Annotated in this window: 10 protein-coding genes; 3 read left to right on the forward strand and 7 right to left on the reverse strand. The window is 66.9% G+C overall.

What is annotated here, in order from left to right; all coding sequences use genetic code 11:
• The first annotated feature begins 61 nt into the window (after positions 1-61).
• Positions 62-2077, forward strand: coding sequence for a M3 family metallopeptidase (locus ACOHWE_RS09145; RefSeq protein WP_420665819.1), 2016 nt, complete (start codon positions 62-64; stop codon positions 2075-2077).
• 131 nt (positions 2078-2208) lie between these two features.
• Here ACOHWE_RS09145 and ACOHWE_RS09150 read toward each other — a convergent pair whose 3' ends face one another.
• The 7 genes from ACOHWE_RS09150 to ACOHWE_RS09180 all read right to left on the reverse strand — a co-directional run bounded on the left by ACOHWE_RS09150 (position 2209) and on the right by ACOHWE_RS09180 (position 9861).
• Complete coding sequence (locus ACOHWE_RS09150) at positions 2209-3141, reverse strand: 2-hydroxyacid dehydrogenase (RefSeq protein ID WP_420665820.1); 933 nt, start codon at positions 3139-3141, stop codon at positions 2209-2211.
• 9 nt (positions 3142-3150) lie between these two features.
• Positions 3151-4302, reverse strand: a complete 1152-nt coding sequence (rodA, locus tag ACOHWE_RS09155; RefSeq protein WP_420665821.1) for a rod shape-determining protein RodA — start codon at positions 4300-4302, stop codon at positions 3151-3153.
• Positions 4299-6248 carry a penicillin-binding protein 2 gene (gene mrdA, locus ACOHWE_RS09160; RefSeq protein ID WP_420665822.1) on the reverse strand — a complete coding sequence of 650 codons (1950 nt, stop codon included), beginning with the start codon at positions 6246-6248 and terminating at the stop codon, positions 4299-4301. The genes rodA and mrdA overlap by 4 nt, the downstream gene beginning before the upstream one ends.
• A complete protein-coding gene (locus ACOHWE_RS09165) occupies positions 6248-6784 on the reverse strand; it encodes a rod shape-determining protein MreD (RefSeq protein WP_420665824.1) in 537 nt (178 codons plus the stop codon). The genes mrdA and ACOHWE_RS09165 overlap by 1 nt, the downstream gene beginning before the upstream one ends.
• Positions 6777-7736: a rod shape-determining protein MreC gene (gene mreC, locus ACOHWE_RS09170; protein WP_420665826.1), complete on the reverse strand. Its 960-nt coding sequence runs from the start codon at positions 7734-7736 to the stop codon at positions 6777-6779. Before mreC ends, ACOHWE_RS09165 begins: the two co-directional genes overlap by 8 nt.
• A gap of 48 nt (positions 7737-7784) precedes the next feature.
• Positions 7785-8831 carry a rod shape-determining protein gene (locus ACOHWE_RS09175; RefSeq protein WP_420665828.1) on the reverse strand — a complete coding sequence of 349 codons (1047 nt, stop codon included), beginning with the start codon at positions 8829-8831 and terminating at the stop codon, positions 7785-7787.
• 199 nt (positions 8832-9030) lie between these two features.
• Positions 9031-9861, reverse strand: a complete 831-nt coding sequence (locus ACOHWE_RS09180) for a hypothetical protein (RefSeq protein ID WP_420665829.1) — start codon at positions 9859-9861, stop codon at positions 9031-9033.
• Positions 9862-9980: 119 nt separating this feature from the next.
• On the opposite strand from ACOHWE_RS09180, the gene rlmJ reads away from it, so the two are divergent.
• Together rlmJ and ACOHWE_RS09190 are read left to right on the forward strand one after the other, a co-directional pair.
• Positions 9981-10766 (forward strand): 23S rRNA (adenine(2030)-N(6))-methyltransferase RlmJ, encoded by a 786-nt coding sequence (gene rlmJ / locus ACOHWE_RS09185; RefSeq protein ID WP_420665830.1) that lies wholly within the window; start codon positions 9981-9983, stop codon positions 10764-10766.
• Positions 10767-10842: 76 nt separating this feature from the next.
• Entirely contained in the window at positions 10843-12594 is a 1752-nt protein-coding gene (locus ACOHWE_RS09190; protein WP_420665832.1) for an adenylate/guanylate cyclase domain-containing protein, read from the forward strand.
• Positions 12595-12683 lie beyond the last annotated feature (89 nt).

Consider the following 12683-nt stretch of genomic DNA (forward strand, 5'->3'; position numbering starts at 1 on the left):
GGCAGCGCAATTGCAGCCCTCTGGCTTTGCCGCTAGCGTCGCCCGCAAAGGAGAACAGCCCATGTCCAACCCGCTTCTGTCCCGTTGGGACACGCCCTTCGATATCGCGCCCTTCGCGGAAATTTCCGACGAGGATTTCGCCCCCGCGCTGGACAGCGCGCTGAAGGCCCACAACGAACAGATTGCCGCAATCGCCAGCAACCCGGCGCCGCCGGACTTCGGCAACGTGATCGGCGCGCTGGAGACGCCGTGCCGTGAGCTGGAGCAGGTGCTGTCGGTCTTCTTCGCCGTGGCCGGCGCCGACAGCAACCCCAAGCGGCAGGAACTGCAGCGCGAGTTCTCGCCCCGGCTGGCGGCGCATTTCTCCGCAATCACCGCGAACAAGGCGCTTTATGCGCGGGTGAAGGCGGTCTGGGAACAGCGCGAAGAGCTGGAGCTGACAGAAGAACAGCAGCGGGTGCTGATGCTGACCCACCGTGGCTTCGTGCGCGGGGGGGCGGCGCTGGAAGGGGCCGAGGACGCCCGCATGCAGGAGATCAAGGGACGGCTGGCCGCACTGGGCACCCAGTTCACTCAGAATCTCCTGGCGGATGAGCGGGAGTGGATGCTGCCGCTCTCCGAGGCGGACCTCGAAGGGCTGCCGGATTTTGTTGTCCGTTCAGCCCGCGCGGCAGGCGAGGAGAAGGGCGCCGGTGGCCCGGTCATCACGCTGTCGCGCTCGCTGATCGTGCCCTTTCTGCAGTTTTCGCCCCGCCGCGACCTGCGGGAAAAAGCCTTCACCGCCTGGGCCGCCCGCGGCGCCGGGGGCGGGGAGACCGATAATCGCGCCATCGCCGCCGAGATCCTGCAGCTTCGCGAGGAGCGCGCAAAACTGCTCGGCTACGAGAGCTTCGCGGCATACAAGCTGGAAACCGAAATGGCCAAGACGCCCGAGGCGGTGCGCGGCCTCCTGATGGAGGTCTGGGGCCCGGCCAAGGCGCGCGCCGAAGCGGATGCCGCGGTGCTGACAGAGATGATGCATGCCGATGGCATCAACGGCGATCTGGAACCCTGGGACTGGCGCTACTACGCGGCCAAGCGGCGCAAGGCAGAGCACGATCTCGACGAAGCGGAGCTGAAACCATACCTGCAGCTGGACCGGATGATTGAGGCCGCCTTCGACTGCGCCACCCGCCTCTTCGGGCTGGCGTTCAAGCCGCTGGACATCCCGCTCTACCACCCCGATTGCCGCGCCTGGGAGGTGACGCGCGATGGCGAGCACCTCGCGGTCTTCATCGGCGACTATTTCGCCCGCGGCTCGAAGCGCTCCGGCGCCTGGTGCTCGGCGATGCGCAGCCAAGCCAAACACCCTGAACGGCAGACCCCGGTGGTGATCAACGTCTGCAACTTCGCCAAGGGCGACCCGGCGCTCTTGTCCTGGGACGATGCGCGCACGCTGTTCCACGAGTTCGGCCACGCCCTGCACCAGATCCTGTCGGATGTGACCTATGACAGCATCTCGGGCACCTCGGTGGCGCGCGACTTCGTGGAACTGCCGAGCCAGCTGTACGAGCACTGGCTGGAGGTGCCGGAAGTGCTGCAGGAGTTTGCGACCCATGCGGAGACCGGGAAGCCGATGCCGGAAGCGCTGCTGCAGAAGGTGCTGGGAGCGGCCAATTTCGACATGGGCTTCCAGACCGTGGAATACGTGGCCTCGGCGCTGGTGGATCTCGCCTTCCACGACGGCGCGGCACCCGCCGATCCGATCGCGGAACAGGCCCGGGTGCTGGAGGAAATCGGCATGCCCCATGCGATCACCATGCGCCACGCGACACCGCATTTCGCGCATGTCTTTTCCGGCGACGGCTATTCCTCGGGCTACTACAGCTACATGTGGTCCGAGGTGATGGACGCGGACGCCTTCGCCGCCTTCAAGGAAGCGGGCGGCCCCTTCGATGCCGAACGCGCCCAAGCGCTGGAAGAGCACATCCTGTCCGCGGGCGGTTCGCGCGATCCGGCCGAACTCTACACCGCCTTCCGCGGCCGCCTGCCTGGCGTGGAGGCGCTGCTGAAGGGCCGCGGGCTGGCCGCAGGCTGAAGAAGCGCCCTCGCGGGCGCTGCCTCCGGCGGGGGTATTTGCTGGTCAGAAAGTGGCAGGAGTTCCACTTTCTGGCCGGAAATACCCTGGGGGGAATGCGCCGCAAGGCGCAGGGGGGCTAGGCCCCCGCCTCAGTAGCCGCGCGCGCGGTCGACGAGGTGCAGTAGCGGCTCGCCCGCCTCATTGCGGCGGATGTTCTCTGCGATCAGCTCGGCCGCGGTGCCTTCCCGGGTTTCCGAGGCGATATGCGGCGTCACGGTCACATTCGGGTGCTGCCAGTAGGGATGCGCGGCGGGCAGCGGCTCGGTGCGGAAGACGTCGAGCGTGGCGTGGCCGACCTGGCCGCTGTCGAGCGCCTCCAACAGGGCTGCATCGTCGATCAGCGTGCCGCGGCCCGGGTTGAGGATGCGGGCGCCGCGGGGCAGCCAGGCGAGTGTTTCGGCGTTGAGAATGTTCTCGGTCGCGGGCGTGTCCGGCAGCAGCAGAACCAGGATCCCGGCTTCGGAAAGCGCGGCCCGCAGACCTTCGGGGCCGGAATGGCAGGTGATGCCGTCGATTTCTTTTAGGCTGCGGCTCCAGCCGGTGACATTGAAGCCCAGGATGGCGAGCGTGCGGGCGGCGGCCGCGCCGAGGGCGCCGAGGCCCAGTACGGTCACCTTGCGGCCGCGCGCGAGTGGCGGCACGTGGCGGTGCCAGCGGCCGTTCAGGCCTCGGATCTGCGCGTCCATCCCCAGATGATAGCGCAGCACGTGGCCCGCGACCCATTCCGTCATCCCCTCCTGCAGCCCGCTGTCGGCCATCCGGGTGAGCGGCACCGTGAGGCTTTTGTTGGTGACAATGCGCTCTACGCCGGCCCAGAGGCTCAGCACGGCCTTCAGCCGCGTAAAGGGAGTGAAATCGCTGACCGGGCCGTTCGGGGCGTAGACGATGTAGTCGACATCTTCCGGTGCGAAACGGTCGCGCAGTTCGGCTTCCACTCCGCGCCGGCTGAGTTCGGCTTTGAGCAGAGGCTGGTAAGCGGGCCAGGCATCGGGGCGGCCTGCGAAGAGAACGTTGACGGTCATATGCGCTCCTTAGCGTGAAGACTGGCGCGGGCGGTGGATATGAGCGCTCTGCACCAGGCCGAAGGCGCCGAGCAGCACCAGCATCGCCGAGCCGCCGTAGGAAACCATCGGCAGCGGCACGCCCACCACCGGCGCCAGCCCCATGACCATCGACATGTTCACCGCAAAGAACAGGAAGAATGTGATCGCGATGCCCATGGTGACCAGCGAGGAGAAACGGTCCTTGGTGGCAATTGCTGTAGCGATGCAGAAGGCGATGATCAGCATGTAGATGCCGAGCAGGGTGAAGCCGCCGATGAAGCCGAACTCCTCCGCGAGGGTGGTGAAGATGAAGTCAGTGTGTTTTTCCGGCAGGAAGTTCAGCCGTGACTGCGTTCCCTGCATGAAGCCGCGCCCCGACCAGCCGCCGGAGCCGAGGGCGATCTTCGACTGGGTAATGTGGTAGCCCGCGCCGAGCGGGTCCTGGGAGGGGTCGAGGAATGTGTCGATGCGGCGGAACTGGTAGTCTTTCAAGAGCTGCCACTCGGTTCCGCGGCTTTGGAACACGGCGGAGACCAGGCCCACGCCCGCGGCGATCACCGCGGCGAAATAGGCCCAGTGCACGCCTGCCAGAAACATCACCCCCCCGCCGGCCGCCATCAGGAGGATCGAGGTGCCGAGGTCGGGCTGTTTCAGGACCAGCGCGGTGGGCAGCAGGATCAGCGCCACCGGGATCAGCACCCAGAGCGGCCGTGAGGCGCGCTCCGAGGGCAGCCAGTCGTAATAGGCGGCAAGCAGCATCACCAGGGTGATCTTGGTCATCTCGGAGGGCTGCAGCCGCATGAAGCCAAGGTCGATCCAGCGCTGTGCACCCATGCCGACAGTGCCGAACAGCTCCACCGCCACCAGGAGCATCACCGAAACCAGATAGGCTGCTGCCGAGATATTGCGCCAAAACCAGATCGGGACCATTGCCACGAAGAGCATCCCCGCCATGCCTACGGCAAAGCGCTTCACCTGCGGCTCGACCCATGGCGTAAACGAGCCGCCCGCCACCGAGTAGAGCATCAGGAAGCCGACGCCCGCCACCGTCACCAGCAGCAGCGTCAGCCCCCAGTTCAGGTAGAGGATCTTGCGCAGGCCGGTTGGCATCGATTTGGCGTGATAGGCCAGGTAACTCATGCCTTGGACCTCGCGCTGTCTTCCCGGCGGCGCTCCTCGCGCTCGCGCTCCAGACGTTCCTGTTGCGCCTTAATACGGCTGCGGTCGGCCTTGGGATAGGCTTCGAGCGGCGGGGTGCCGTTGTAGAGCGCCTGCAGGAGCACGTCGCGCGCCACCGGCGCGGCCGCAGTTGAGCCGCCGCCGCCGTGCTCGACGACCACCGCAACCGCGTATTTCGGGTTGTCGTAGGGGGCGAAGCAGACAAACAGCGCGTGGTCGCGGCGCTCCCAGGGCAGGTCCTCGTTGCGGATGACACCGGCCGCGCGTTCGGCGGCGGTGATGTTGCGGACCTGGCTGGTGCCGGTCTTGCCAGCCATGTGCATGTCTTCGGGGAGGACGCGTGAGCGGTAGGCGGTACCGCGGCGGTCGTTGCTGACCGCGTACATGCCCCGGCGCACCATGCGCAGGTTGTTCTCGCTGATGCCCAGCGGCTCGCCCGCGCCATCCGGCTGCTCCACCCCGTCGATCGACTTCAACAGCCGCGGCGTCACGCTGCGGCCGGTGGCAATGCGTGCCGACATCACCGCAAGCTGAAGGGGCGAAGCCAGCATGTAGCCCTGGCCGATGGAGACGTTCACGGTGTCGCCGACCAGCCAGTCCTGACCGTAGGAGCGCCGTTTCCATTCCTTGGTCGGAGTAAGCCCTTGCGCCACCGCCGACATCGGCAGGTCGTGGCGGATGCCAAGGCCGAAGCGATTGGCCATTTCGGAAATCTTGTCGATGCCGACCTTGATGGCGACATCGTAGTAATAGACGTCGCATGAGCGCTTCAGCGAGGTATTGAGATCGACATGCCCGTGGCCCGACCGCTTCCAGCAGTGGAAGCGGCGGCCGGAGACCTCCAGGTGGCCGGGGCACCAGACGGTATCCTCCGGCCCGATCAGCCCGGCCTCCAGCGCGGCAAGCGCGGTGATCATCTTGAAGGTGGAGCCGGGCGGGTAGGTGCCCTGCACCGTCTTGTTGGCGAGCGGGCGGTAGGGGTCCCCGGTCAGCATCCGGTAATCAGCGACCGAAATGCCGCGTACAAACAGGTTGGGGTCGAAACTGGGCGATGAGCAGATCGCGCGCACGTCGCCCTTCTCGCAATCGATTACCACCGCGGCGGCACTTTCCTTTCCGAGCCGCGCCTGCACGTAGGCTTGCAGTTCCGCATCGATGGTGAGCTGCATGTCGGCCCCCGCGACACCCTCTTGCCGATCCAGCTCGCGCATCACCCGGCCGGTGGCGTTGACCTCCACCCGCTTTGCGCCAGCCTTGCCGCGCAGCACGTCCTCGCGCCGGGCTTCGAAGCCGACTTTGCCGATTTGGAAGCGCGGGATGCGCAGGATCGGCTCCGGGTCTTTCATCTTCGACAGATCGTAGTCGGAGACCGGGCCGACGTAGCCGATCACATGGGCAAAATCCTCCATCTGCGGATAGACGCGGGTCAGGCCAACCTCCGGCGTGATGCCCGGCAGGGCGGGCGCGTTCACCGCGACCTTGGAGATATCCTGCCAGCCGATCCGGTCCGCCAGCGTTATCGGCAGGAAGGGCGGCGAGCGACGCATTTCCGCCCGGGCGCGCTCCAGATCCTCGGGATCAAGCGGCAAGAGCTTGGCGAGCCGGGCAATCACCTCCTCAACGTCGCCTGCGTCCTCTGGTACCACTGTTATCCGGTAGGACGGCGAGTTCTGCGCGATGATCCGCCCGTTGCGGTCGAAAATCTCGCCCCGCGCAGGCGGCAGGAGGCGGATGTTGATGCGGTTCTCCTCGGCCAGCAGGCGGAATTCGTCCGCCTGATCGACCTGCAGATAGCGCATCCGGGCTGCCAGCCCGCCGGCAAAGCCCAGCTGCAAGCCGCCCAGAAGCAGTGCGCGGCGCGTCATCTTGCGGTGCGAGGCGTCGGTATCCTTCGGGCTGCGGCGCATCAGCGGGCTCCCAGGGTTTCGGCTTCGGCGGGCGACAGCTTGCGCACCCCCATCACGCTCTGGCTGAACCATACCACGGCCGGGTAGGCGAGGACGGTCATCACCGTCTGGATAACCGAGAGGCTCACCGGCGCGCGCGGCACGCTGAACAGCGCCAGCGTCAGGCGCTCAAGTGTGGCGATGCCCGTGAGCACCAGCGCCACCGCCAGCCACTCGCCCGCAAAGGTCGAATCCCGCTGCGGCGCGGCGCGCGCCTTCAGCAGCTCGCAGCCCAAGACCGTGAGCAGCGCCAGAAGCCCGGGCGGGCGCTGGAACAGCAGGTCCGCCAGCAGCATCACCAGCGCGATCGACAGCGCAGGCACATAGTCCGGCCGCCGAAGCGACCAGACCATCGCCAGCGCCAGCAGAAGATCCGGCGGCGCCCAGCGGCGCGGTTCGGTCGCCAGCGGCAGGAGGTGGAAAAAAATGATCACCAGCGCCAGCGCCGGGAACGCGGCACGCATGGCCCAGGTCCTTGCGGGGGCGGGGTTAGCCATTGGTGGCGGCCTCCTCCCCGCTGTCCACGCCGGTTTCCGCGCCGGTTCCTGCACCCAGGCTTTCAGGCCGCGCCTGCGGCACCGGGTCGCCCGGAGCGGGGCCGACCAGTGCGCCCGGGTCTTCGATCACTTCAGTGCCGTGGTGGCGCAGGATCCGCAGGTATTCGAGCCGGCCGTAGTCAGCCGACAGCCGCACCCGCATCCGGCCGGAGCGGTCTTTGGCGACCTGGCCGATCAGGAGACCCGCCGGGAAGACGGAGCCGTCGCCCGAGGTCACCACCCGGTCACCGGGGCGCACCTGGTCGGGGTTCTCGAGGAAGCTCAGCACCGGAGCGGCGCTGTTGTCGCCGGAGACCAGCGCGGTCTGCCCCGAGGGCTGGATGGTGGCGGGGACGGCGCTTGCGGCGTCTGTCAGCAGGATCACCCGCGAGGTGTTGCGCCCGGTGCCGGAAATGCGGCCCACAAGCCCGATCCCGTCCATTGCCGCCCAGCCGTCATGCACCCCGTCGCGGGCACCCACGTTCAGGAGCACCGACTGGCGGAAGGGCGAGCCGCTGTCGGCCATCACCACGCCGGTGATGTAGGTCAGCTGCGGGTCCAGCCGCACATTGTTGAGGTCCAAGAGCCGGGCGTTTTCCTGCTCCAGCTGCAGTGCGGCCTCCTTCCAGGCCCGCATCTGCCGCAACTCGCTGCGCAGCTCGCGGTTCTGCTCGGCCAGGCGCTGGTAGCTCTGGAAGTCGCGCCAGAGGTTGATGGTGGCGGTGACGGGCACCATCGCCCATTCCATGTTCGGCACGACGCGGTCAGCCACTTGCGCCCGGAAACGCTCAACCCGCGGGCTGTCGATCCGCCAGATGATGAAGACCGCAGCCAGGCACAGGCACAGCACCGCCAGCAGCAGACGCCGCAGCGGAGCGGTATAGTCGTCGCGCTGAGAGCGGTCTTTTGCCACGGGACTCCTTCCGGCGGTCGGCAAGGCGGCGCACGGCCGCCTCAGTCCTTAGCTATCGTAGTCGATCGCGTGCGCAAGCTGCTTTTCGTATTCCAGCGCCTTGCCGGTGCCAAGCGCCACGCAGTTGAGGCTTTCATCGGCAATCGAGACGGCCAGTCCGGTCTGTTCGCGCAGGGCCAAGTCGAGGTCGCCGAGGAGCGCTCCGCCGCCGGTCAGCATCACGCCGCGGTCGACGATGTCGGCGGCGAGATCCGGCGGGGTGGTTTCAAGCGCGGTCATCACTGCCTCGCAGATCTGCTGCACCGGTTCGGCCAGCGCCTCGGCCACTTGGGCCTGGGAAATCTCGATCTCCTTCGGCACGCCGTTCAGCAGGTCGCGCCCGCGGATCTGCATCGACTGGCCGCGGCCGTCATCGGGCATCCGCGCGGTGCCGATGGAGGTCTTGATGCGTTCGGCGGTTGCTTCCCCGACCAGCAGGTTCTGCTGGCGCCGCAGGTAGGAGATGATCGCCTCGTCCATGCGGTCGCCGCCGACGCGGACCGAACGGGCGTAGACGATATCGCCCAGCGACAGGACGGCCACCTCGGTGGTGCCGCCGCCGATATCGACGACCATGTTACCGGTCGGGTCGGTGATCGGCATGCCGGCCCCGATGGCCGCGGCAATCGGCTCGGCAATCAGCCCGGCGCGGCGCGCGCCCGCGGACAGCACCGACTGGCGGATCGCGCGCTTTTCAACCGGGGTGGCTCCATGCGGCACGCAGACGATGATCTTGGGCTTGGAGAAGGTCGAGCGCTTGTGCACCTTGCGGATGAAGTGCTTGATCATCTCCTCGGCGGTGTCGAAGTCGGCGATCACGCCTTCGCGCATCGGCCGGATCGCTTCGATCGAGCCGGGGGTGCGGCCCAGCATCAGCTTGGCGTCCTCGCCCACGGCCAGCACCTTCTTGACGCCGTCCTTGACGTGATAGGCAACCACGGAAGGCTCGGACAGGATCACGCCGCGGCCCTTCACATAGACCAGCGTGTTCGCCGTACCGAGGTCGATGGCCATGTCCGAAGTGAACAGACCGCCTAAATTTCCGAAAAGCGCCATTAAGCCGGGATCCTGTGAGTTCTGCCGTTTTTTACCGTACCGACTCCGCCTGCGCTGGAGTCCCCAACCTTATATGCGCCCCCGGAGGGCCGCGAAAGGGCGTATTATGGTGAAACAGCGCCTTTCCGCCAAGCGCCGCGCCGCGCTCCGGGCACGTGTGTTTGGGGTTATAGGCAAGGCGCGGCGGCCAAGCGTATACTCAGCCCGAAAAAATCCGCTTCATCTCCGCGTCGAAGCGGGCCCAGGTCAGCGTCGCTTGGTTGCCAGCATAGCCGTGGTAGTAGGATTTGCCGCTGGACGTTGGCAGGCCTGCCCAGATCTTGGCCAGGTTGTGCATGAAGGTCTTGCGGCCCATGTCCCCTTGCAGGAAGTCGCTGTAGCCCGCTTCCTCCAGGAGCTGATGCGCCAGCTGGTCCTGCAGCTGAGGCGTGAAACGGGCCCCGCGGCTCACACCCTGGTGGCGCACCAGGCGGCGCAGGGTCGCCGGGATCAGCTGGTAACGGCCGATGGCGTGCGGCTGGCCGGGGGTGGCGTCGATCCAGGCATAGATCTCGCCGATGGTCATTTCGGTGGGTTTGCGGGCGGGGCGGCGGGTGGCGCCGTATTGCACCGCGTCATATCCCGCATGGCCGGCCTCGGCACTGGCGATCAGTGTCATCAGCTGCTGTGCGTCCGCCGGCGCGGCGGGGGCGCGCGCAAACAGGCCGCCGCTGCCGCGGCCGCGGAACAGGCTGTTCGCCCCGGGGCGCAGCGCCACCGCGCCGCGGCCCGTTCCGGCACCGGGCACAGTATCAGGCAGCAGGCTGGTGTTGGGCTGAGCCAGCGCGCCGGGCGTCCGGGTTCCGGCCGCCGGGGCATCGGCCCCCGGGCTGGGTGTGGAGGCCTGGTGCAGGAAGACCCCGTTGCCGACCAGCGAATAGGCACCGGCCCGGCCTGTGCCCGGCGCTGCCAGTGAAAGCAGCCCCAGGCACAGGCCGAACAGGGGGAGGGTAGCCGGGGGGAGGGCTTGGGTGCTCGTTCTGAGGGGCATCGGGACCTGCTTTCTGCCGGCGGGGGTGCGGGCAGACTTGCACGGGGGGGGTTGCGATTCCGTTTACCGCGGCGCTGCGGCCTCTTCCGCCTGGCAGCGAATGCGGCTAGGGGAGGGCCATGCTGTCCTATCAACATATCTACCACGCCGGAAACCTGGCCGATGTGCAGAAGCACGCGCTGCTGGCGTGGATCCTCGGCTATCTGACCCGAAAGGACAAACCGCTCAGCTATATCGAGACGCACGCCGGCCGCGGGCTCTACCATCTCGACGCGCCCGAGGCGGTGCAGACCGGCGAGGCAGAGGCGGGCATCACCCGGCTGTTGCAGGCGCAGGCGCTGGACGCCGGCCACCCGCTGCACCGCGCGATCGCCTCGGTCCGGGCACGGCACGGGCGCGCGGCCTACCCCGGCTCGCCGCTGATCGCGGCCGAGCTGCTGCGGCCCGGCGATTCCATGCATTTTGCGGAGCTGCACCCGCGGGAATACGCTGCGCTTGCGGAGGCGCTTGCGCCCTACAAGGCAAAGGCGCACAGGCAGGACGGGTTCGAGCTGGCGCTGTCGCTTGCGCCGCCCACGCCGCGCCGCGGTCTCTGCCTGATCGACCCGAGCTACGAGGTGAAGGCGGACTATGCCCGTATCCCGGGGATCATCGGCAAGCTGCACCGGAAGTGGAACGTGGGCGTGATCGCGCTCTGGTATCCGATCCTGACCGGCGGCGCGCACAAGGAAATGCTGGCGGCGCTGGACGCGCAGGCTCTGCCCGGCGCTCTGCGCCACGAAGTGCGCTTCCCGCCGGTTCGGGCGGGCCACCGGATGGTGGGATCGGGCATGTTCGTGGTGAACGCCCCCTTTGGCGCCGGTGAAGAAGCCGCGCGCATCAGCCGGCTTTTCGGGCCAGGCTGACCGGCGGGCAGCCCATCCAGGCGGCGTAGACTTCCCCCGAGGCCATACTAGCTTTAGGCTGATGGAGGAGAGTCAGATGGAACGGAGGCTGGCCGCTGTGCTGGCGGCTGACATGGCAGGCTACAGCCGGCTGATGGAAGCTGACGAGCAAGGGACCCTTGCGCGTCTGCGCACCTGCCGCATCGAACTGATTGATCCGGCGATCGCCACTCACCATGGAAGCATTATAAAGACTGCCGGCGACGGCTTGCTGGCCGAGTTTCACAGCGTGTGTGAGGCGGTGGCATGTGCAGCCGCAATTCAGGAGCAGATGCTGCACCGCAATGCCGGGGTGCCGGCCGATCGTCGTATCCAATTCCGGATCGGGATTAACCTCGGCGACATAATGTTCGAGCAGGGAGATATTTTTGGCAGCGGTGTTAACATCGCTGCCCGGCTGGAGCAGTTCGCAGGGGCTGGTGAGGTTTGTGTATCTGACGCTGTCTATCAGCAAGTGCGCAGCCAAGGCGCGATGCGGTTTGAGGATTTGGGCGAGCAATCCCTGAAGAACATATCCGCGCCCGTCCGGGTTTACCGGCTGCTTCGCGGGAAGGAGGCTGAAACGGACCCGGGCGGGCCGGACGCCGAGGCGGCTGGCGCTCTCCCGGGAGGGGCTGTCAAACCATCGATCGCCGTCCTGCCGTTTGCGAATTTGAGCGGCGATCCTGAGCAGGAGTTCTTCGCCGACGGCCTGACCGAAGATATTCTGACTGAACTGGCCCGCCGCCACGAACTGTTCGTGATCTCCCGGAACTCCACGTTCGTATATAAGGGGCAGGCCGTAAATCTGCGCGAGGTGGCCGAAAAGCTGGGAGCGCGGTACATCGTCGAAGGCAGTGTGCGACGAGCAGGGAGGCGGCTGCGGGTGAGTGTTCAGCTGATTGACAGCCGCAACGATTCCCACATTTGGGCGGAAAAGTACGACCGCGATCTGGATGACATTTTTGCTATCCAGGACGAAGTGACGTCCTCCATCGTTGCAACACTGCCCGGGCGAATCGAAGCGTCACAGCAGGTGGAACTGTACAGGAAAGCCCCGTCCAGCTTTGCAGCCTATGAATGCGTGCTGGCGGCGAAGGTGCTCCATCACCGCTGCACCCGCGAGGACAATGCGGAAGCGATGAAGCTGATTGACCGGGCGATCGAGCTGGATCCCGAATTCGCACACGCTCATGCCTGGCGCGGCTGCATCCGCGGCCAGGCTTGGGGTTGCGGGTGGTGCGAAGACCGGGACGCGATGCTGGCGCTGGCCGGAGAAGCGATCGAGAAGGCTGCGGCTCTGGATGACAACGACGCTGATGTGCACCGGCTGATGGCGGCCCTCAGCATCGTCCGCAACGATCTCGACAGGGCGCAATATCACCAGGAACGGGCGCTGGCACTGAACCCGAATTACGACCTGTCGGTGGTGCAGATGGGCGAATTGCTGACTTGGACGGGGCAGCCGGAGGAGGGCGCGGAATGGATCCGCAAAGCAATGCGTCTGAACCCGCATTTCCCAGCCCGGTTCTGGAGCCACCTGGGCAAAGCGCATTTCACGGCCCGGCGTTACGACGAGGCCATTTCCGATTTCATGCGCTTGCCTTCGCTGGACGCGGTGCAGGCGGCGATTGTGGCGGCCTGCCACGCCTGGGCCGGGGACGAGGAAAAGGCGGCTGCCTACGCGGCCGAGGTGCGTGCGCTGGCTCCGGAGGCGGACGTTCCAGCCTTGCTGGCCGGGCTTCATTACGGCCGCCGTGAGGACGCAGAGCACTTTGCCGAAGGGGTGCGCAAAGCAGGCATCGTGTGAAAGCCGTAACGCCCTGACTGCGCGTTTTCGCGGCAAAGCCGGGGGCAGCCCGCTGGAGCAGCGGGCTGCAGCGGGGCCTGTGCGGCCGC

It is taken from the genome of Cribrihabitans neustonicus, from assembly GCF_048820895.1.
GTDB lineage: Bacteria > Pseudomonadota > Alphaproteobacteria > Rhodobacterales > Rhodobacteraceae > Cribrihabitans_A > Cribrihabitans_A neustonicus.